This window comes from Candidatus Enterovibrio altilux (assembly GCF_002381345.1).
Lineage (GTDB): Bacteria > Pseudomonadota > Gammaproteobacteria > Enterobacterales > Vibrionaceae > Enterovibrio > Enterovibrio altilux.
This window is the reverse complement of record NZ_CP020660.1, coordinates 321,368-342,634: the sequence shown is the minus strand read 5'-3', so window position 1 is coordinate 342,634 and position 21,267 is coordinate 321,368. Positions and strand designations below refer to the sequence as shown.

General features: G+C 36.3%; 12 protein-coding genes and 6 pseudogenes. 8 read left to right on the top strand and 10 right to left on the bottom strand.

The genetic code is table 11. The annotated features are described in order from the left end of the window. The first annotated feature begins 22 nt into the window (after positions 1-22). Both BTN50_RS01450 and BTN50_RS01445 read left to right on the top strand, forming a co-directional pair. A complete protein-coding gene (locus BTN50_RS01450) occupies positions 23-793 on the top strand; it encodes a class I SAM-dependent methyltransferase (protein ID WP_096618765.1) in 771 nt (256 codons plus the stop codon). Positions 794-1,185: 392 nt separating this feature from the next. After that, positions 1,186-1,374 carry a transposase gene (locus BTN50_RS01445; RefSeq protein WP_256386981.1) on the top strand — a complete coding sequence of 63 codons (189 nt, stop codon included), beginning with the start codon at positions 1,186-1,188 and terminating at the stop codon, positions 1,372-1,374. A 951-nt stretch (positions 1,375-2,325) separates the two neighbouring features. Here the strand turns inward: BTN50_RS01445 and BTN50_RS10745 are convergent. Further along, positions 2,326-2,835: an aminotransferase class III-fold pyridoxal phosphate-dependent enzyme gene (locus BTN50_RS10745; protein ID WP_235610989.1), complete on the bottom strand. Its 510-nt coding sequence runs from the start codon at positions 2,833-2,835 to the stop codon at positions 2,326-2,328. Between the two features lie 293 nt (positions 2,836-3,128). Further along, positions 3,129-3,269, bottom strand: coding sequence for a hypothetical protein (locus BTN50_RS10740; RefSeq protein ID WP_223823308.1), 141 nt, complete (start codon positions 3,267-3,269; stop codon positions 3,129-3,131). A gap of 1,262 nt (positions 3,270-4,531) precedes the next feature. Here BTN50_RS10740 and BTN50_RS01435 point away from each other — a divergent pair. Beyond that, positions 4,532-5,451 (top strand): annotated as a pseudogene (locus BTN50_RS01435) (IS5 family transposase). Between the two features lie 415 nt (positions 5,452-5,866). Here the strand turns inward: BTN50_RS01435 and BTN50_RS01430 are convergent. The 3 genes from BTN50_RS01430 to BTN50_RS01420 all read right to left on the bottom strand — a co-directional run bounded on the left by BTN50_RS01430 (position 5,867) and on the right by BTN50_RS01420 (position 10,683). Continuing rightward, on the bottom strand, positions 5,867-7,375 hold the full coding sequence (locus tag BTN50_RS01430; protein ID WP_096618763.1) for a SpoVR family protein: 1,509 nt from the start codon (positions 7,373-7,375) through the stop codon (positions 5,867-5,869). A 65-nt stretch (positions 7,376-7,440) separates the two neighbouring features. Continuing rightward, the gene (locus BTN50_RS01425; protein WP_096618762.1) at positions 7,441-8,712 is read right to left on the bottom strand and encodes a YeaH/YhbH family protein; all 1,272 of its coding nucleotides are present in this window, start codon (positions 8,710-8,712) and stop codon (positions 7,441-7,443) included. Positions 8,713-8,748: 36 nt separating this feature from the next. After that, entirely contained in the window at positions 8,749-10,683 is a 1,935-nt protein-coding gene (locus BTN50_RS01420; RefSeq protein ID WP_096618761.1) for a PrkA family serine protein kinase, read from the bottom strand. A gap of 456 nt (positions 10,684-11,139) precedes the next feature. Here BTN50_RS01420 and BTN50_RS01415 point away from each other — a divergent pair, with 456 nt between their 5' ends. Beyond that, positions 11,140-11,901 (top strand): flagellar brake protein, encoded by a 762-nt coding sequence (locus BTN50_RS01415; RefSeq protein ID WP_096618760.1) that lies wholly within the window; start codon positions 11,140-11,142, stop codon positions 11,899-11,901. Between the two features lie 699 nt (positions 11,902-12,600). Next, positions 12,601-13,413 (top strand): annotated as a pseudogene (locus BTN50_RS01410) (IS5 family transposase). A gap of 242 nt (positions 13,414-13,655) precedes the next feature. On the opposite strand, the gene pdxH reads toward BTN50_RS01410, so the two are convergent. Beyond that, the gene (gene pdxH, locus BTN50_RS01405) at positions 13,656-14,294 is read right to left on the bottom strand and encodes a pyridoxamine 5'-phosphate oxidase (protein ID WP_096618759.1); all 639 of its coding nucleotides are present in this window, start codon (positions 14,292-14,294) and stop codon (positions 13,656-13,658) included. Between the two features lie 420 nt (positions 14,295-14,714). Here pdxH and BTN50_RS01400 point away from each other — a divergent pair. Continuing rightward, a pseudogene (locus tag BTN50_RS01400) lies at positions 14,715-15,636 on the top strand (IS5 family transposase). Between the two features lie 52 nt (positions 15,637-15,688). On the opposite strand, the pseudogene BTN50_RS10730 reads toward BTN50_RS01400, so the two are convergent. Continuing rightward, a pseudogene (locus BTN50_RS10730) lies at positions 15,689-16,357 on the bottom strand (IS5 family transposase); the annotation flags it as partial. A gap of 318 nt (positions 16,358-16,675) precedes the next feature. Here BTN50_RS10730 and BTN50_RS01390 point away from each other — a divergent pair. After that, positions 16,676-17,260 (top strand): TfoX/Sxy family DNA transformation protein, encoded by a 585-nt coding sequence (locus BTN50_RS01390; RefSeq protein WP_096618758.1) that lies wholly within the window; start codon positions 16,676-16,678, stop codon positions 17,258-17,260. A 1,215-nt stretch (positions 17,261-18,475) separates the two neighbouring features. Here the strand turns inward: BTN50_RS01390 and BTN50_RS09875 are convergent. Continuing rightward, positions 18,476-18,619 carry a hypothetical protein gene (locus BTN50_RS09875; RefSeq protein ID WP_161492887.1) on the bottom strand — a complete coding sequence of 48 codons (144 nt, stop codon included), beginning with the start codon at positions 18,617-18,619 and terminating at the stop codon, positions 18,476-18,478. 144 nt (positions 18,620-18,763) lie between these two features. Here BTN50_RS09875 and BTN50_RS10725 point away from each other — a divergent pair. Then, positions 18,764-19,275 (top strand): annotated as a pseudogene (locus BTN50_RS10725) (transposase); the annotation flags it as partial. A 774-nt stretch (positions 19,276-20,049) separates the two neighbouring features. On the opposite strand, the gene BTN50_RS01380 reads toward BTN50_RS10725, so the two are convergent. Together BTN50_RS01380 and BTN50_RS09255 are read right to left on the bottom strand one after the other, a co-directional pair. Beyond that, positions 20,050-20,529 carry a MarR family winged helix-turn-helix transcriptional regulator gene (locus BTN50_RS01380; protein WP_096618757.1) on the bottom strand — a complete coding sequence of 160 codons (480 nt, stop codon included), beginning with the start codon at positions 20,527-20,529 and terminating at the stop codon, positions 20,050-20,052. 518 nt (positions 20,530-21,047) lie between these two features. Continuing rightward, positions 21,048-21,218 (bottom strand): annotated as a pseudogene (locus BTN50_RS09255) (IS5/IS1182 family transposase); the annotation flags it as partial. Positions 21,219-21,267: the final 49 nt, after the last annotated feature.

The following is a 21,267-nucleotide window of genomic DNA, read 5'->3' as shown; positions in this document are numbered from 1 at the left end:
ATAACTTTTGTGGAGGATTCAAGTGCATATTGCCTTGTCCTGCGATGCACCAGAGCGCGCAGAAGCTCTAGTTAAAATTACTCAAGATTGGGGTCTAATCCATGATACTGATGCTATATTCAGCCTTATTCTGACCGAGTGGTTCCTAGAACTAAGAAAACGTGATGAACCTAAACTAGGGGCAGTTCATGTCGATTTATCCGGTGGATATGTTGGTTATCGACGCAAATTCGGGGGTGGTAAAAAGCAGCCGATTGCAAAAGCAGTAGGCTTAAATAAAGGCATAAGACCGACAGTACTTGATGCGACAGCAGGATTAGGACGCGATGCATTTGTGTTAGCTTCTTTGGGTTGTACAGTCATGATGGTAGAACGTCACCCTGTTATTGGAGCTTTATTGGAGGATGGCTTAAAACGTGCCAAATTGGATGCTAATATTAGTGGCTGGGTGAGTGAGCGTATGTTAATGAAGCATGCTTCAAGCTATGATGTATTCATGCAGCTGATGAATGACACTTTGCTTAAGCGACCTGACGTTATTTACTTAGATCCTATGTATCCGCATAAAAAAAAGTCTGCCTTAGCAAAAAAAGAGATGCGGATGTTACGATCACTTGTCGGTACTGATATGGATGCTTATGATTTATTTGCACTTGCGTATGCATTAGCTACCAAGCGGATCGTAGTCAAGCGTCCAAATTATGCAAAATTTCTTTCAGAAAAAATTCCGTCAGTACAAATAAAAACTAAGAATAATCGGTTTGATGTTTATGTGAAAGCGCCCATGCGCTGAGCATATTTTAAAAATAAAAAACAGGAAGATGACATGTATTGGTGGAGCAGGGGAAAAAAAGTAATAAAAATACTGTATGATTGGTAAAGTTATTATATTGAAGGGATTGTATTTTTTGAATCAGGAAACTAGATAATAAATTTAAGATTATATTTTTGTTAATTTTAAGTACCCTATCCTTTTTATATAAATTATTTTAAGCGTGTGCAAAGGGTAAAATTCTTCTTCGTACTACGTTGAATATAAAATTTACCACTAACTTAAAATAGTATAATTAAGCTTGAATTAATTATAGCTCACTAATGTATTGAATTGATACAGGAGCTATTCAGCTCTGGAATCAAACTAAGTCGGGTAATCGTTGGAAATTTCATGTATTTAGCGACTGAGCCATTGCAACGGACCTCATGATTAAACGCGTATTTACAATGCTATTAACAGATCTGCAAAAATTTATAAATCTTGTTTTGAAACTTGCTCAACTACCAGTGCCATGCTCTCACTATTCATGCATTAGCAAGCGAACCAAAACAGTGAACATTACGTTCAAGACGAAGAGTAAAAGAAGCATCAGCACTTAGCCATTGATTTTACAGGGCTTAAAGTCTACAGTGAAGAAAATTGACAAATAAAAAAGCATGGCATTGATGGAAAACAGTGTGTCTGGCACAAGTTACATTTAACAGTACATATAAATACGCATAAAATCATTGCTGCTGAATTATGATGCATCATATATGACTGACTGTGAAGTGCTACCTCACTTACTAAAATAGACTTACTGAAAAATCAATGCAATATCAGCTAATGGTGTTTATGACACCAAACAATCTTACGAAACTATTCGTGTTAAACGAGCGATTCAACTGATATCACCAAGAAAAGGAGTAATATTTTGGAAACGAGATCATTAGCGTAAGTTAGCGGTCAATTGCCAAGCTATACGGTTTAAATCAGCATTGCGAAACTAGGTCTGGTACCATAAACCGTTTTCTATCAGAAACGACAATGGGTTAAGTCAAAAATTATCGAGAGGAACCTTGAGTTAAGGGAGCACACTTCTTGTTCCACAAAAGTGACCACACTGGCTTGATCCCATGAATCCATAGACTGGTTTAGTGCCGAGATAAAAGCTTCAGCCATTATGACTGGAATGAGCGGCGGCGTATAGAGATGCACAATAAAATGTAAATGTTGAACAACGATAGAGTTCTGACCAATTAACTCGCTGGTTTCTTTAACAACATTAGTCAAAGACCGAGGAAATTTTCCTAAGTTAACATGCTGAATTTGAGAGATGCGAGAACTGTTGGATCAATACCTCTATAAGGAACCTTTGAGTTTTCAAAGATCTTTTTCAATGCTTAAGTACTTTGGGTCATTGCTGCCTCAAAACTTTCTGCGCCATTTTTGCCAACATGAATAAAATGATTGCGCCAGTTTTGTTGCAATGCATCTGCAGACTGAACGGCTTGCTTAGGTTCTCCTAACGATCCGATGGCGGCTTGTAGTGCATGAAGGGCAAAATTAATTTATTCAAAAAAATAATCATCGGGGGGTGGGAAACATAAAACTGATCCTTCGTGACCATCTTTTTCGATAGTCAGTCCATACTCTAGCGCCGCACATTGGAGACCAATGATTAATTCAGATGTCGCGAGAGGCTCACCAAACTTGTTACTACCATCTTCTGGGTTATAGATCTCTATGCCAAGCATTAAGCCTTTACCACGAACGTCCACAATACAACTTATGCAAGTAGCAATTTTTTGCAATCCATGCCGAATATAATTACCAGTCATTTTTGCTTTGTTTGCAAAATTATCACGACGGATTATTTCCATTGCTTTCACGCCTGATACCATGGCCAATTGGTTACCACGAAACGTGCCCGTATGTTCACCTGGTAACCAAGTGTCAATCTCTTTGTCGAAGATCAATATAGACATTGGCAAGCCGTCTCTCACCGCTTTTGAAAGACATAAAAGGTCAGGTTTTACACCCGCGTCTTCAAATGTAAAGTGGGTCCCTGTTTTACCAATGTCGCATTGAATTTAATTGAATATTAGTAATATACTATTTTTTTAGTAATACGATGAAGTTCTTGAAGTCAAAAAGGAAGAGCGGGAATAATACCACCTTTACCTTGAATCGGCTCAACAATCATAGCTGCGGGCTTTTGAAGCCTGCTCTTATCATTCACTAAAATCCGTTAAATATATTGCAGTCCTGGACGTGCATCTGGTTTCTCTTGAAGACCCAAGGAGCAATGTAAATCGTAAGGAAAAGGAAAAAATGAACGTTTGGCATCAAGCCTTGGTGACGAGATTTGGTTTCAAGGTTCCCCTATCATTGACATCGTTCCATTAGTCATACCGAGGTATGTGCCATGAAAAGCAGTAATAGTATTTCGTCCTGTTGTTTGTTTTGTAAGTTTGATAGCTGCTTCGGCAACATCGGTTCCCGACCCGTCCATAAAATTGTACTTTGGTATTTTTAGAAAAATTTTGCAGGAAAAACATTATTAATTCATGAATGAAATTATCTTTAGCCAGCGTCATTATATTAAGTGTTTGATATGGAATGCCAGCATTTAATTGCTCAATTAAAGCATGATTAATCGCTGGATGGTTGTGCCCTAACGTTAAAGCTCCAGCGCCAGCGAGACAGCCGAGATAAACTTACTCTAACTATTTTCAACCAAAATTTTTGATGCTTTTTTAATAGTTATAGGTAAACGGTGAGGATAAGAACACATGTCAGACTCATAATGCTCTTAGCTAAGTAATAATTTGTCAGGTGTAAGATCGTGTAGACCTTGTAATATAGGAATCATGCTTTCAATTGTTTTGCCCAAAGTATTAGTGGTGTAATTGATCACTCCGTTGTTCATTCTCGTCTTGCCACCTAAACACCACAACAAAAGCTTTTCCAGTATATTATTTTTTATGCATGATGCTCTTATGGAGAAATATATTTACAGATAAAATACACTACAAAAAATAGATATAATAGTCTCCGTACAGCGGACTTTCACCAAACAGAGAACTATCATGTGGAAAAAAAACAATGAATACAAGCGTAAAAAAAACCATATAATTTGACTCATGAATTCATGAAACACGAGACTAAAATTTCAAAGGATCAGATTGATTAATGTAATACTTAGTAATAATACTGAAATGTGGTAAAATAAGAGTTAAATGAGTACATAATTTACTTACTGTTGGGTTCCTCAATATATCCCTGACCTTCTACGACCGAATAACTCTATCAATGCCCTTCCACTAAAGTTAAGGTTCCAGTACCTACTTGCGACAATAAATTGATAAAATTACATGCCGCATGTGCACATTAAATATGATATTCGAGATTATTATGTAAGTTAACGCAATGTAAATTTAGAACACAAGAAAATTCTTAACTCATTGTTGGCTTTTTTACCTAATCCGAGTTCAGATAGCAAATCCTAAAATAATCAATTATTAGATGCTCGTTTTCGTTTTAAGAATACCTCGTTCTGTCAGCTTATTTGGCGTTTTTTATCACGGCGTAGGTTTCGCTAACCTGAGTTATGTGATTTCTTCGGCTTAATGTCCCTCTCAGTAATTTTCTAACTCCAACCATTGCTGTCTCTGCTAGGAACCGTTTATGGTAATTGGCTTTATTTCTTAAGTCATGGAACTAAATTTTCAATCAACACTTTAAACAGCTAGAATAACTCAAATATTTAGATCCATGAACAAGCTTAGCTATAAAATGACTAACTGGAAGCAGTATAATCAAGCTTTAGTCAATCGTGGCTCATTAACATTCTGGGTTAATGAATAAGCCATTTTGCTATGGAATTAAACTACATAGGGTAATCATGGGAGACATCATTTATTTAGTGACTTAGCCATTATAACGGCCCTCATGATTAAATGCGTATTTTCAATGTCATTGAGAGGTCTGCAAGGATTCACTAATTCTGTTTTTTAAGATTGTTCAATTGCAGTTGTAATGCCCTCACTATTTATGCATAGCAAGCGAGCCCAAACAGTTAACATCACGTTCAAGACGAAGAATACAGGAACCATCCAGCACCTAGTTATTGAGCCTACAGGACTCAAAATTTACGGCAGAAGTGAATGGAAAGTAAAACAGGATGACACTGATGGAAAGCAGCGAGTTTGGTGCAAGTTACATTTAGCGGTAAATATACATGCGTATGAAATCATTGTTGTTAAGTTAAGTGTATCAAATATGACTGATGGTGAAGTGCTACCAACTTACTCAAACAGACCCGCCGAAAAATTAATGAAATATTAGTCGATGATGCTTGCGATACCAGACAATGTTACGAAACTGTTCGTATTAAACGGTCGGTTTCACTCATACCACCAAGAAAAGGAGTAACTTTTGGGGAGCGATGTCATCCGCGTAATTTAGCGATCAGTTACCAGAAATTATATAATTTAAATAGACATTGAAAAATGAGGTATGGTTATTATAAACGTTCCCTATTAGAGACGGAAACGTTTCGAGTCAAAAAATTACTCGGAGGGACATTGAGCTTAAGCGATCATAATGTTTAGGTTAGCGAAACTTACGGTATGATACAAGCGTTAAATAAGCTGACCGGGCTAGGTATGCCTAAAATAAAAGCAATTCTTTAATCGTTAATCATATTGGGATTTGCTATCTGAACTTGAGTTAGGAAATAAAGCCTACGGATGGCTACAATGTGTATGAAATTTTTCTCAAGTATACACAGATTTTTGGTAAGTTCTACGCATAGCTCATTTAACCGAAGAATTTGACCTTAATACACACTCAAAATGACTCAACGATCGGGTACTCAAAATTAATGATAATGCACGACAACGCATTTTGTGCATTTGTTGAATGTAAGGATTACTTTTAAACCATAGTCAACTTATTAAATACACGTTTTCTAGAAAACATAAAAATAAGTTATTCAAAATTTAGTAGGATCATTTTAAAAACTGGCTATGTTACTGTATTGAATATATAATTAGGAGGATCCTTTTAGGCTTATGTTCTTAGAATCAAATCCTGCTTAAGTGGTGGTTAATTCGGACATGTTGCGATGATTTCCCCTTTACCAGATGCTACTTCCTCTTCAAGTACCACTTTAAACCCCCATAATCGATGAACATGTTTAAGCACTTCGTTGTGGGAGTGAGCCAGCGGAATTCTATTATGTGGTACGTAACGAAGAGTTAGAGAACGATTATCGCTTAGGGCCCCATTCCATATTTGAATGTTGGGTTCGTGATTCGCGAGATTGTACTGCGCGGATAACTTTTCACGGAGCTGCTGATAGCCTTCTTCGTTATGAATGCTTGTCACTTTCATGTGATTTTGTCGGTCATCATCATTGATGGCAAATAATTTCATGTCTCGCATAACTTTGGGTGACAAAAATTGACTAATGAAGCTTTCATCTTTAAAGTTATTCATCGCAAAATGAATATTTTCGAGCCAGTTAGACCCAGCAATATTTGGAAACCAGTGTTTGTCTTCTTCGGTTGGATTTTCACAAATTCGTCGAATATCAGTAAACATAGCAAAGCCTAGTGCATACGGGTTGATACCGCAGTAGTACCTACTATTATAAGGAGGTTGTGCCACGACATTTGTATGGCTATGTAAGAACTCTATTATGAAACGGTCAGATACCAAGCCTTCATCGTATAAATGGTTCAAAATGGTGTAATGCCAGAATGTTGCCCAACCTTCATTCATCACTTGCGTTTGTTTCTGTGGGTAAAAATACTGGCTAGTTTTACGGATGATACGTATGACTTCACGTTGCCAAGGCTCTAAAAGAGGAGCGTGCTTTTCAAAGAAATAGAGGATGTTTTCTTGTGGCTCTGAAGGGAACCTTTCCAGTACCATTTCACGTTTCTGTTCGCTGATGGGAATGGTTTTCCATAGTGCGTTAACTTGAGTTTGAAGGTAATCCTCACGGGTCTTTTGACGCGTTGCTTCTTCTGCCATTGAAATTTTTTGCGGGCGCTTGTAACGGTCGACACCGTAATTCATTAGCGCGTGACAAGAGTCGAGTAATTTCTCAACTTCATCAACACCATATTTTTCTTCGCATTCACTTATATAGTTTTTTGCAAAAAGCAGGTAATCAATGATGGAACCTGCATCGGTCCAAGTTTGAAATAGGTAGTTGCCTTTAAAGAAAGAGTTGTGACCATAGCATGCATGCGCTATGACAAGTGCCTGCATAGTAATGGTGTTTTCTTCCATTAAGTATGCAATACATGGGTTCGAATTAATGACAATTTCATAAGCTAGCCCCATATGACCGTGTTTATAATTTCGAGCTGTTTCAATGAATTTTTTACCAAAAGACCAATGGCTGTAATTAATTGGCATGCCTATGCTAGAGTAGGCATCCATCATTTGTTCAGAGGTAATAATTTCGATTTGATTAACGTATGTGTCTAGCTTGTAATAGCCAGCTACGCGCTGTATCTCAGTTTGGTATTGTTCGAGGAGAGTAAATGTCCAGTCTGGTCCATCACTGAGTACCTTATGTTTTTTCTTTGTTGTGACAGCCATAGTGGTTCTCCTGAGCTTTTTTTAGCTAACACAAGATATCTTGTGCGTATCCAATGGCAAGCCTATTAGCTTACTTGCTTCTTAAATAATTTTTTGAAAACTGGGAATATATCGTCGACAGTTTGAATGTTTTGCATAGTAAAATTATCGTATTTTTTATTAAGGTTTTCATATTCACACCACAGTGTTTGGTGCGCACGGCGTGTAATTTCAATATAAGAATAATATCGTGTTACCGGAAGTAAATTGCGTTCGAGTAGTTCTCGGCAGCAGGGTGAATCGTCCGCCCAGTTATCACCATCAGACGCTTGTGCTGCGTACACATTCCATGCATTGGATGAGTAACGTGATTTGATAACATCATCCATTAATCTTAGGGCACTTGAGACGATAGTGCCACCTGTTTCTTGTGAATGAAAAAACTCGTGTTCATCGACTTCCTTAGCTTGAGTGTGGTGTCTAATAAAAACAACTTTTACGCTTTTGTAAGTCCGAGTTAAGAACAGATAAAGCAATATATAAAAACGTTTAGCGATATCTTTGGTACCCTGATCCATGGAACCAGAGACATCCATTAAACAAAACATCACTGCTTGACTGCTAGGTTGAGGTCGTTTTTCATAGTTTTTAAATCGAAAATCAAAAGTATCTATAAACGGTACTGCTGCTATTTGTTCTTTGAGTATTTGAATCTCTTCTAGAATGCGCTTTTCTTCTAAAGGTTGAGCTGGCTCAGTACCTGTTAACGCTGCCAACTCTATTTCAAGTTCTTTGAATTTTTTGTGCTTGCCCGCAGACATTGCTGTTCGTCTGGCAAGAGAATTTTTTAACGAGCGAAGAATAGCAATATTGGCAGGTATACCTGTTGCTTTAAAGCCTGAGCGATACGTTTTATATTCAATCAAGTTTGTTATTTGATTTTTTCGAAGATTTGGCAACTCTAAATCTTCGAATAATAAATTGAGATATTCGTCTTTTGAAATCTGAAAAATAAAATCATCTTGTCCTTCGCCATCTTGGCTCGCTTTACCTTTTCCTGCATGATCACAGTCATCATGTCCTAATGGACGTTCAATGCAATCTCCTGGAATGAATTGGTCATTACCTGCGTGAACCGCATCTCGCTGTCCTCCTTTACCTTGATGGAATGTTGGCTCACGGATGTCTCGAGAAGGAATAGTTATGTTTTCACCACTATGCACATCTGTTATTGAGCGCTGAGTTACAGCATCAGCAATTGATTTTTTAATTTGCCTTTTGTGACGCCTTAAAAAACGCTGACGATTTACCGTACTCTTGTTTTTTCCGTTGAGCCGTCGATCTATAAAATGCGTCATAAGCCCCCGTATGTTGTTACTTCTCGTCTATGCGATTTATGAAGACTTACGTACGCGTAAGTACCATTCAGATAGGAGTCGTACTTGCTTTCGAGTATAACCCTTTTCCATCATACGAGCGACGAAGTCGTCGTGTTTTTTTTGTTCTTCATTAGAAGTTTTCGTATTGAAGGAAATTACAGGCAATAATTCTTCTGTATTTGAAAACATTTTTTTTTCGATCACAGTGCGAAGTTTTTCGTAGCTTGTCCAACCAGGATTTTTACCTTCATTATTAGCACGAGCCCGGAGTACGAAGTTGACGATTTCATTCCGAAAGTCTTTAGGATTACTGATACCTGCAGGCTTTTCAATCTTCTCTAGCTCACTATTTAATGCAGAGCGGTCGAACAGTTGGCCAGTATCTGGGTCTCTATATTCTTGATCTTGAATCCAGAAATCTGCATACATAACATAACGATCAAAAATATTTTGACCATATTCAGAATAGGATTCGAGGTAGGCAGTTTGAATTTCTTTCCCAATAAATTCGACATATTTAGGGATTAAGTACCCTTTGAGATGCTCAATATATTTTTCTGCAAATTCTTGTGGAAACTGTTCCCGTTCAATTTGCTGTTCAAGTACGTAGAATAGGTGTACAGGATTGGCAGCGACTTCAGAGTGGTCAAAGTTGAATACTCGAGATAGTATTTTGAATGCGAAACGCGTAGATAGACCATTCATGCCTTCGTCAACACCTGCATAGTCACGGTATTCTTGATATGATTTGGCTTTTGGATCAGTGTCTTTTAGTGTTTCACCATCATAAACTCGCATTTTTGAAAAAATACTTGAATTGTCTGGTTCTTTCAATCGTGAGAGAATACTGAAACGAGCTAGGATATCAAGTGTACTTGGTGAACAAGGTGCTGATGATAGCTCACTATGTTGCAGTAATTTGTTGTAAATTTTCATCTCCTCCGATACACGTAGACAGTAAGGTACTTTTACGATGTAAACACGGTCTAGGAAGGCCTCGTTATTTTTATTGTTACGGAATGTTTGCCACTCAGATTCGTTTGAGTGCGCAAGGATCATGCCTTCAAATGGTAATGCTGAGAGGCTTTCAGTGCCATTATAGTTCCCTTCTTGAGTGGCTGTAAGCAGTGGATGCAGTACTTTAATTGGTGCTTTGAACATCTCTACAAACTCCATCAAGCCTTGATTGGATTTACACAGAGCCCCTGAATAGCTATACGCATCTGGATCATCCTGCGCGAAGTGTTCAAGCTGACGAATGTCGACTTTACCAACCAGAGACGATATGTCTTGGTTGTTTTCATCACCAGGTTCTGTTTTTGCCACCGCAATTTGGTTAAGGATGGAAGGTCTAATTTTCATCACTCTAAACTTACTAATATCTCCGCCAAACTCGCGTAGACGTTTTGCCGCCCAAGGGGACATGATAGAACTAAGGTAACGTTGAGGAATGCCGAAGTCACTTTTTAGTAATTCGCCATCTTCAGCTGAATCGAATAAACAAAAAGGATGGTCATTAATAGGACTGCGTTCGCCATTGGCGACAAGAATGTAAATGTGCACATTTTGCATCAAATCTTTGAGCTTTTCTGCCAGTGATGATTTACCTCCGCCCACAGGACCAAGTAAATAGAGAATTTGCTTACGTTCTTCAAGGCCTTGAGCTGCATGCTTGAGGTAAGAAATAATTTGCTCGATTGCTTCTTCCATACCATAGAAGTCTTTAAATGTATCGTAGTGTGAAATAATACGATTAGAAAAAAGCCGGCTCAGACGTGGCTCAAGTGCCGTATCTACCCTTTTGGGCTCTCCTATTGCCATTAACAAACGTTCCGATGCATTGGCGTAAACACTGCTGTCGCCTCGGCACAGGTTTAAATACTCTTGAAGGCTAAGTTCTTCATTTTTGGCTCCTTCATAGCGTTGATGATAATGATCGAAAATACTCATGGTCCTGCCCCTTAAAGCGTGCTGTTAACAACTAGAAAGAATATCGTCGCAGTTGTTTTCATATCCTCACTCATATAAGACTAGTTAGTAACTAACTAATTTGCTTATTTGACTTACCTATTTTTATAATATTTTTTTCTTTTGGGATAAGGTCTTTTGCTAGGAGTATAACTTTTTTTCATAATTTTCATTGTGCATTTGATGGTGAAGCAAGGGAAACAATTATGTATTCAATGGATTGAACGTAGTACAATGTATTTATTTTTGCAAAGTCATTATTATGCTTACTATTGATGTTAAGTGTCTTTTTGTATCAGGAAACAGAACCACTTTGTAACAAAATCTATTATATTAAGAGTGTAAAAATTAATTATATATTATTATGTAATAAGCCGTTTACTTTGAAAGCAGCGCAAGCAAAAAAATTTATATTTTAGTGTTTGCGGCGGGGTTTTTATGAATATAAATTCAGTACCAGCAACAAAGTCGCCAGCAAAAACCAGAGAAAAAGTAGTGATGGGGCTGCAAGCTATGGATTTCATCCAACATGGTACAGAAGCCTCTCTTGAGATCGTCACACCACTTGGACAAAAATTGAATTTTAAAGCAAATTTTATTGGTTTTGATGATCAACAACATATTTTTTTCACCATGCCAAAGCTTTCTAAAAATAAGTATAATTCATTTTTCATAGAAGGGTTTAACATTGACATTGAAGGTATTTTTGAACATGGGGACGGCGCTCTGGTTTGTTTTCGTACTCGAATAGCACATGTTATTTATCAACCTGTTTCAATATTGGTTTTTCCTGTTCCGCAGCAAGCTAAATTGGTGTTGCTAAGAAATGAAATTCGATATGAGTTATGCCTTCCTGGCGATATCCAGCTTACAAACCGAAAACTACGGGTAGTATTGACGGATGTGTCTTCTAGGGGATGTGGGTTTAGTTATGAAGCGATGGCCTTGGACTTTGATGTTGACCAAAGAATTGTGTTGGAGGTCAGGAACAGTATGACAGAAGACACATATGCACTTAGTGGTAAGGTGAAAAATGGTCGTACGAAGCGAGGTAAACAAACCTATGGAATGGTGTTTAATGAACCAGGAAAAGCTGATTGCCGCCGCTTATTATTGACATTAATCTATAATGGTACTAGGTATGTGTTCAAGAATCCCAAAAATGCTAAGCACTCGATGGACAAAAAAAATTTATCGTAACATTAACTTAAATTCATACATCATGTGTTAAAATAATTTTTTTTAAGGTTATGTGCTCAAAAATATTAATTTTAGTTTAAATATCATACACACGTTAAATGAATATATTAATAACTATATTATGCATTTACGTCAATATTGAGTAGCCAAGCGTTTTTCTATTAAGTCGTATTAAACGAGTGCTAAAGGTTATATTTTTTCTCTGCATGCGTTGTGTATTAGAGCTTGCTAATATTATTGGTATTTTCAGGAAGAGTATAGTGTACATTAAAGTCATAAATACACCACATTATAAATTTTGAATATTAATAACCGATTCAAAAATAAAAAATATTTTTTCATTAAAAGGCTTTATTTTTTAATTCTAGTTCAGATAGCAAATCCCCAAATGATTCACTATTAGACACTCACCTTCGTGTTAAAGATACTTAATTTTGTCAGTCTATTTAATTCTTTGATCGTTGCGTCGGTTTGACTAATCTGAGTTCTGTGATTCCTTAAATTCAATATTGCTCCCAATAGTTTCCTGATTTTAACCATTGCTGTCTCTGCTAAGTAACGTTTATGGTAATCGGATTTATTTTTAAAATCATGGAACTAAATGTTTAATTAACACTCTAAATAGATAGGTTAGCTGAAATATTCAGGTCTATGAACAAGCTTCACGATAAAACAATTAACTAAAAACAGTATAATAAAATTTTAATCAATCGTGACTCACTAATATTTTGGAGTGATGAAAATCATGCAGTTATGGAATTAAACTAAGCCAAGTTGAATGGAAAATCTCGTTTATTTATCGACTGAGTCATTACAACGGCTCTTATGGTTAAATGCGTATTTTTAATGTCATTGAAAGACCTACAAGGGTTCATTAAATTTTTTTTAAATTTGCTTAACTGTCGTTATCATGCCCTCACCATTCATGCATTAGCAAGCAAGCCAAAACAGTTAACGTCACGTTCAAGAAGAAAATAAAGGAACCATTCAGCTATTGATTCTACAGGACTAAAAGTCTACGGTGGAAGCGACTGGAAAGTAAAAAAACATGGCACTGATAAAAAAACGGCGAGTTTGGTGCAAATTATATTTAGTGCGAGATATAAATACGCATGAAATCATTGCTGTTGAGTTAAGTGCAGCAAATGTGACTGACGGTGAAGCACTATCTAACTTATTCAAACAGTCATATCGAAAAATTAATGAAATATAAGCCGATATTGTTTACGATACCAGATACTGTTGCGAAACCGTTCGTATTGGACGAGCAGTTCCATTCATCCCATCAAAAAGGAACAACTGTTTGGGAACGAGATCATCCGCATAATTTAACAGTTAGTTACCATAAGCATTTTCTATCAAAGACGGCAATGTTTCAAATTAAAAAAATTACTAAGAGGAAGATTGAGTTTAAGATATTATAATGATTAGATTAGCGTAACTTACGTTATGACAGAAGCGTTAAATAAGATTACCGTGTTAGGCATGCCTAAAATAAAAGCGATCGTGTAATCATTTATTATGTTGAAATTGGCTCTCTGAACTAAAATTAGAAAACAAAACCTCATGACAATCAAATACATGAGCACGGAACTTCTTTAATCGAGGTCTTTATGCATCCAGAGTCAACGAAATATTTTTGGCTACCCACGCATACTTGTTGCCTAATTTGAATGCAGATAGTAAATCTCAACATAATGAATGATTATACGATCACTTCTTTTTGAGTATACATAACACTGCACAATAAATAATTATGGTGCTAAACGTTCTACGTTCCACTGTCCATTATCTTGATTTTGATATATAAACCTATCATGTAATCGATGTTCGCCGCCCTGCCAAAATTCAAATGATGCCGGCTTTACACGAAAACCACCCCAAAAAGTCGGCACTGGAATTTTATCTTTATCAAATTGTTGCTTCAATTCTATATATTTACTTTCCAGTGCTAATCGTGCCGTGATACGTTCACTTTGGCGACTCGCCCATGCTGCAAGCTGGCTTTCTTTTGGTCGAGACAAAAAATATTTCATTACTTCTATGTTCGTTAATTTGATTGCAATACCTGTAATATGCACCTGACGCTCCAAAGGGTGCCAAGGAAAGTGAAGACTAATACGCGCATTTTTGGCAAGCTGTTTTGCTTTACGGCTTCCAAGATTAGTATAAAATATAAAGCCTTGATCATCCATATGCTTTAGCAGAACAATACGTTGATAGGGTTGGCCATGTTCATTAACAGTTGCAATTGTCATCGCCGTAGGGTCAGGAAACTTAGCATCTATTGCTTGCTTGAGCCAATGCTCAAAGAATTGCACAGGATTTTCAGGCAGATTCTTGCGTCTCAATCCGCTTCGATTATATTCTCTACGAATATCAAACAGATCCATGTATTGCTCCAATTAAAATTTGTGTTATTTTGCGGCGAATAGCTATATTTCTCAAGTAAATTTTTAGTTTGATGCTATAAATACATAAAAAAAGATGTGAGTAGGATCCTAACCATTGGTTTTGTCTTTTAATCCGAGCTTTAATAGCAAATCCTCAGATGGTTCACTATTAGAGAATCGCTTTCGCGTTAGGTATACCCAGTCTTGTTAGCCTATTTAATGTTTTTATCATGGCGATGTTTTTACTAATTTGAATTATGTGATTTCTTAGGCTCAATATCCCTCTATGTAGTGTTTGATTTGAATCATTGCTATCTCTGCTAGGGAATGGTTATGGTAACCGGCTTTACTGCTTAAATAAGGGAACTAAATTTTTAATTAACACTTTAAACAGTTAGGCTCACTTAAATACTCAAGATTATGAACAATCTTCGCTACAAAACAATTAACTGGAAGCAGTATAATCAAGTTTTAATCAATTGTGATTTACAGACATTCTGGATTGATGAAGAAACTATTCAGCTAAGTCACTAAACGAAACATAGTAACCATGGGAGACTTTGTTTCGTTTAGTGACTTAGCCATTACGATGGCTCTCCTAGTTAAATGCGTATTTTTAATGTCATTGAGAGGTTTGAGAGGATGCATTAATTCTGCTTTCAAATTTATTCAACTGCCGTTGTTATGCCCTTACTATTCACGTATGAGCAGGCGAGCCCATACAGTTAATATTGCGTGTAAAACGAAGACTAAAGGAACCATCCAGCACTTAATCATTAATTTCACGGGGCTCCAAGTCTACGGTGAAGGCGCATGAAAAGTGAAAAAGCATGGCACTGATGGAAAACAACGAGTCTGGCGCAAGTTACACTGAGTGATAACTATAAATACGCATGAAATTATGGCTGTTACGTTAAGTGCACCAAATGTGACTGACGCTGAAGTACTATCTAACTTGTTAACACAGACCCACCGAAGAATCAATGTAACATCAGACGATGGAGCTGACGACACCAGACAATGTTACGAAACCATTCGTATTAAACGAGCGATTCCACTCATTCTACCAAGAAGAGGAATAATTTTTGGGTAACGAAGTTATCTCGTCATGTAGCGGTCAGTTATCAGAAGTTATACGATTCCAACCAATATTGAAAAATGAGATATGATAATCATAAACTTTCCCTGTCAAAAAATAACAATGCTTTGAGTCAAAAATTACTTAGAGGGGGAATTAAGCTGAAGAGATCACAATGCTTAAATTAGCGAAATTTATGTCATGATAGCAGCGTTAAATAAGTTGACTGAGCTAAGTATGCCTAAAACAAAAATGGTTGTTTAATCATTAATAATGTTGGAGTTTGCTATCTGCACTCGAATTAGGAAACCAAGCCTTTGTGATAACTGACCACTAAATGACGTGGATGGCTTAGCTCTCCAAAAGTTGCCCTCTTCTTGGTAGGATGAGTGGAACCGCTCGTTTAATACGAATGGTTTCGTAATATTGTCTGGTGTCGTCAGCTCCATCGTCTGATGTTACATTGATTCTTCGGTAGGTCTGTGTTAACAAGTTAGATAGTACTTCAGCGTCAGTCACATTTGGTGCACTTAACGTAACAGCCATAATTTCATGCGTATTTATAGTTATCACTCAGTGTAACTTGCACCAGATTTGTTGTTTTCCATCAGTGTCATGCTTTTTCACTTTTCATGCGCTTTCACCGTAGACTTGGAGTCCCGTGAAATTAATGGTTAAGTGCTGGAGAATTCCTTTAGTCTTCGTTTTGCACGCGATATGAACTGCTTGGGCTCGCCTACTAATGCATAAATAATGATGGTATGACAGCGGCAGTTGAGTAAAGTTGAAAACAGAATTAAGGAATACTTGCAGACTTTTAAAAGCATTGAGAATAGGTTTTTGACTATGTGAGTAGTCGTAATAGCTAAGCCACTAAATAAACAGAAACTTCTATGATTACCTTGCTTAGTGTAATTCCGTAACTGAATGATTTTTCATCAATCCAGAATGCTAGTGAGGCATGATTGAGTAAAGCTTGATTATACTACTCATAGATTTCAATATTTAAGTGAGCCTAATTATTTAGAGCATAGCTTGATAATTGAGTTTCTCTTTTGAGAAACAAAGCCTAAAAGAAATGACTTAGCTTATGCACACTCACACTAAGAATTCATTGAACATATCATAAAAATAATTATTATACATTATTATCGTGATGAGTGTTGTTTTTTTGATACGACATCTTATATGAGGTGATATAGTGCATGGTTTTCTATACTTTCATGCATTACATTAACATGTATTAAAAATTATAGACTTTTTATTCGGGTAGTTCGCTTTTGGAGGGAGAAAGGAGGCACCAGTGCAAGAAGTAAAAAGTGACTTTGGTGATTACTTGTTTCAATTTGGAAAAATAGAAAAGCATTCTATGTTTGGTGGCATAGGTTTTTTTGTCAGTGGTGCAATGTTTGCTTTAGTGAAAAAAAAGCGCCTTTATCTTAGAGGGGGTGCTGATCTTACAGAAAAGCTTATCTATAAAGAGTGCAAGAAATTCGTTCATGTTAAAAAATGCTCCATTGCTATTGTTAATTACTATGACATCACTGAACTTTATGAACAGAAGGATAATAGCTTAAATGCAATGATGAAAAAGTCCATTAAAAATTCAGTGAGGGACAAAGTATATCGTGACTCAATGTTAAACAAGCGCCTGCGTAACTTACCTAATATGCGTTTAACTATTGAACGAATGCTTAAAAAAGGAGGTGTCGAAAATATTGAAACATTTTTTTCTATGAGCCCAGAAGAGTTGTTCCGTAAGGTACGAGATTCGCATGGTGATGATATAGATATTAAATTACTCTGGATGTTTGCAGGTGCACAAATAGGTGTTCACTGGATGCTGTTAAGTGAAGAGACTAAGCACCAACTGCTTCGCACAATTTAATTATATACTTGTGCATATGATAGCCTAAAGAAGTCACTCCAGTGATTTTTTATACCTTATATATAGTGCACGAGCTAATACGATGTTAACAAAGTCACTGTATTGAATTATACAAAGCCATCCAGAATGTTAGTGAGCCACAACTACTCTTAGATAGTTGTATTATAGCAAAAACTTGTTCATAGACCTAAATATTTGAGTGCATCTAGCTGTTTAGAACATAGATTGACTGATGGTGAAGTGGTACCTAATTTGGCTTGATTTCCTAACTTGAGTTTAGGTAGCAAATCCTAGTATGATGAATTACTAGATGCTCGCTTTCGTTTTAAGTATACTGAGCCTTGCTAGCTTATGTAACGCTTTTATCATAGCGACGGTTTTACTAATCTGGCATTGTCATCTCTTAGACTCAAGGTCCCTCTGAGAAATTTTTGATTCATGTCATTTCCGTCCCTGATATGGAACGTTTATGGTAACCATACTTCATTTTTCAACGCGCATTTGGACCGTATAACTTCTGGAAACGGACTATGAAATTAAGGGGGATAATTTAGTTTTCAAAAAATTGTTTTTTTTACTTGATGGGATGAAGTGGAGTTGCTCGTTTAATACGAACGGCTTCGAAACATTGTCTGGTGTTGTTAATTCCATTTCCTAATTTTACATTGATTTTTCAGTAAATTTGTTTAAGAAAATTAGGTGGCACTTTACCGTTAGTCATATTTGAAGCACTTAACTCAGCAGTAATGATTTCATGCGTATTTATATCTATCGTGAAATTTAATTTACGTCAGACTAACCGTGTTCTATCAATGCTATATTTTCTACTTTCTATTCGCTTTTAGTATAGATTGTTAGCTCCTTTCAACAGCATTAAAATCTTCGTTTGATCATGTGAGTTGTCGTAATGGCTAAGTCGTTAAATAAAAGAGATCTTCCGTGTGACTACTATGCTTGGTTTGATGCCATCGTTAAATGACTTCTTGATCAATCCAGAATGTCAGTGAGTTACCATTAATAAAGGTTTGGTTATATGGCTTTCGGATGGTTGTTTTGTAGTGAATCTAGTTGTTGAGAGCGTAGGTTGATGACTAAGTCATAATTTAAAAAATAAAATCGATATATATAAATACGTTAGTAAGGTCTTGAGACTTTACTTACCACAGGGTTTTGTTTTCTACTTTTAGTTCAGATAGTAAATCTTCACATGATTCACTATGAAATAATTGCTTTCATTTTCGGCACACTTAGTTTTGTCAGCTTATTTAATGATTTTATGATGGCGTTGATTTCACTAATCTGAGTTGTATGATTCCTTGGGTTCAATGTCCCTACCAGTAGTTTTTTGACTCGAACCATTGTTGTCTTTGCTAGGAATGTTTATGATAACTGACTTTATTTTTTCAATAAGGGACTAAATTGTCAATCACACTCTAAACATTCAGGTCTATGAATAGTTTTTATTATAAAAGAACTAACTGAAAGCAGTATAATCAAGCTTTAATTAATCGTGGCTTGCTAACATTCTGGATTGATGAAGAAGCGATTTAGCTCTGGAGTCAAACTAAGCAGGATAATCGTGAGAAACCTCGTTTATTTAGTAACGTAACATTACGATGGCTCTTATGGTCAAACGCGTATTTGCAATATAATTGAGAGGTCTGCAAAATTCACTAATTTTATCTTAAATTTGCTCAACTATCCTTGCCGTATCCTTATTATTCATGCATTAGTAAGCGAATCAAAATGGTGAACGTCATGTGCAAGATGAAGACTAAAGAAATTATCCAGAACTGAGCTATTGACTCTACGAGGTTAAAATTTACGGTAAAGGTAGATTGAAAGTAAAAAACATAGCCTTCGACGGAAAACGTTGAGTTTGGTGCAAATTACATGTAGCGGTAGATGTAAATACGTATGAGATCATTTCTGCTGAATTAATTGCATTAAATGTGACTGGCGACAAGGTGCTACCTAATTTCCTCAAACTGACCTGCCGAAAAATCAACAAGACGTAAAGCAATGGTGTTTACGACATCAGACAATGTTACGAAGCCATTCGTATGAAACGAGAGTTTCACTCGCGCCACTAAAAAAGTACTTTTTTAAAATAAATTTTTTGCTTACTTTAGTTAATTTTATTGAAAACGAATTGTAAATAGTAGAAGTTATTGTCTGCTTAGTTTTGGAGGTACTTCCGTTTGGGATCGTGAAGTAACACTTAGGATATCAAAAATATTTTGATTAAAATAGCTATTTCATGGAGGTGCGCCTTGTGTTGCCTCTTAAATTAATTTGCTTCGGATCATTAAATTTTGATGGAGTGCCTTGTAATATTGGGTAAATGTAGCCTTTATAATATGAATCTTGGGTTTGATTGTAAAGTGGGTGATTAAGCGCGGTATTTCGCATCGAAGTCAGCTATACTTTATTAAAAATCAAATTGTTGCCTTGACTAAGGTGTTAAGCAATGATCACTACGTAATGCCATAAGTGAGGCTTAGAGATGATTAAAATTGTTTTCATTGTTGGTTTGGTAGTCATTGGGTTATTGGCTGTAAAGTTTATGGACGAGCAAGCCCAAAAAAAAGTAGGAATTGCGTTTGGTGTTTTATTGGTTGTGAGTTCTCTGAGTGTTATTATTTGTGAATTGATTCGTTAAAATACCACTTTTAAAAATTTTAAAAGTTTAAAATCAAAAAATTAAACCCATAGGTTAACGCCACTAGCTTAAGAAGATGTGGCTTTTTTGTCCCTCATTTGGTTTTGCAACAGGACTATTTTGAATGCTATTTCTCGGATATCGTCAAAGACGTCACTTCTAGCAAAGGTGCCGCATCAATGTGTTCAGCATTCATCATTACTGCTATACGTTGAACAGATGAAATTAGCAACGATTGCTCCCATGCCTCTAATGACTGAAAGCGAAAAATAAAGTTTTCTTGTAAAGGCTTAGGTGCTTGCTGAAGTGCTTGAAGACCCTCTGCTGTCAAATGCGCATGTACTTTGCGTTTATCCAAATTATTGCGAACACGCACTATGAAGTTGCGGTTTGCTAAACGGTCAAGAATAGTCGTTGCTGTCGCTTGGCTCATATTGGTATGATTTGATAGCTGACGAATGGTTACTTCATCTAGATCATGAATTGCTTTCATAAGAACCAATTGAGGACCAGTTAGTCCTGCTTCTTTGTTTAATTTTCGTGAATGCAAATCGATTGCTCGTATTATTTGTCTAAGTGCAACCAGTATCTCTTCGTGCTTCTCCACCGAAGCGTCCCCCTTAAAAAAAGCAACGAAATATTAAAACACATAGAATTATTTATGCAGGCCAAGAGATTTTTATTTTTGACTAAACATTACACATGAGCATGCGAATGCATGAATTCAAAAATAGTAACACTATTAATACCCTATTTAGAGCATGTATTCAATCGATTAAGTTTAGTGTAATGTATCATTTTTTACGGAGTAATTATTGTGTTTTTTGTTGATGCTTAGTATTGTTTTTGTTAGCAAACAAATGCAGCGTAAAATATAGGCTAGATCAGGTTGGACACCAATGCTACCGTTGTAAGCAATACCGTTAAATCTTTTAGCTTAAATATACCGATAAAATTTAGCGGCTGAGCCTCAAAGAGCACATTATTGAATTTATTATGAACCATACTGGTATTCATGCTGCGATTCAAACGCTACCTATTAATATTAATGCTGTTGTTCGTATTTAAAAAATGCCTATGTTCTCTAATATAAGTTTAAATAACAAATTTCAACATGATTCATTATTAGACAACCGCTTTCGTGTTATGGATACCTAGTTTTATCAGCTTATTTAACGCTTTTATCATGGCGTAGATTTTACTAATCTGAGTTGTGTTGTCCCTTAGGCTCAATGTCCCTCCCAGTAAATTTTTTACTCGAATCATTGCTGTTTCTATTAGGGAACGTTTATGGTAAAGGGCTTGATTTCCTAGATAAGAGAACTAAATTTTCAATCAATACTCT

Coding starts and splice junctions, on each gene's coding strand:
- BTN50_RS10740 (WP_223823308.1), bottom strand. CDS start 3,269: ATGGACGGGTCGGGAACCGATGTTGCCGAAGCAGCTATCAAACTTACA.
- pdxH (WP_096618759.1), bottom strand. CDS start 14,294: ATGGATCTGTTTGATATTCGTAGAGAATATAATCGAAGCGGATTGAGA.
- BTN50_RS01430 (WP_096618763.1), bottom strand. CDS start 7,375: ATGGCTGTCACAACAAAGAAAAAACATAAGGTACTCAGTGATGGACCA.
- BTN50_RS01420 (WP_096618761.1), bottom strand. CDS start 10,683: ATGAGTATTTTCGATCATTATCATCAACGCTATGAAGGAGCCAAAAAT.
- BTN50_RS09875 (WP_161492887.1), bottom strand. CDS start 18,619: ATGGTTCGAGTCAAAAAACTACTGGTAGGGACATTGAACCCAAGGAAT.
- BTN50_RS01425 (WP_096618762.1), bottom strand. CDS start 8,712: ATGACGCATTTTATAGATCGACGGCTCAACGGAAAAAACAAGAGTACG.
- BTN50_RS01415 (WP_096618760.1), top strand. CDS start 11,140: ATGAATATAAATTCAGTACCAGCAACAAAGTCGCCAGCAAAAACCAGA.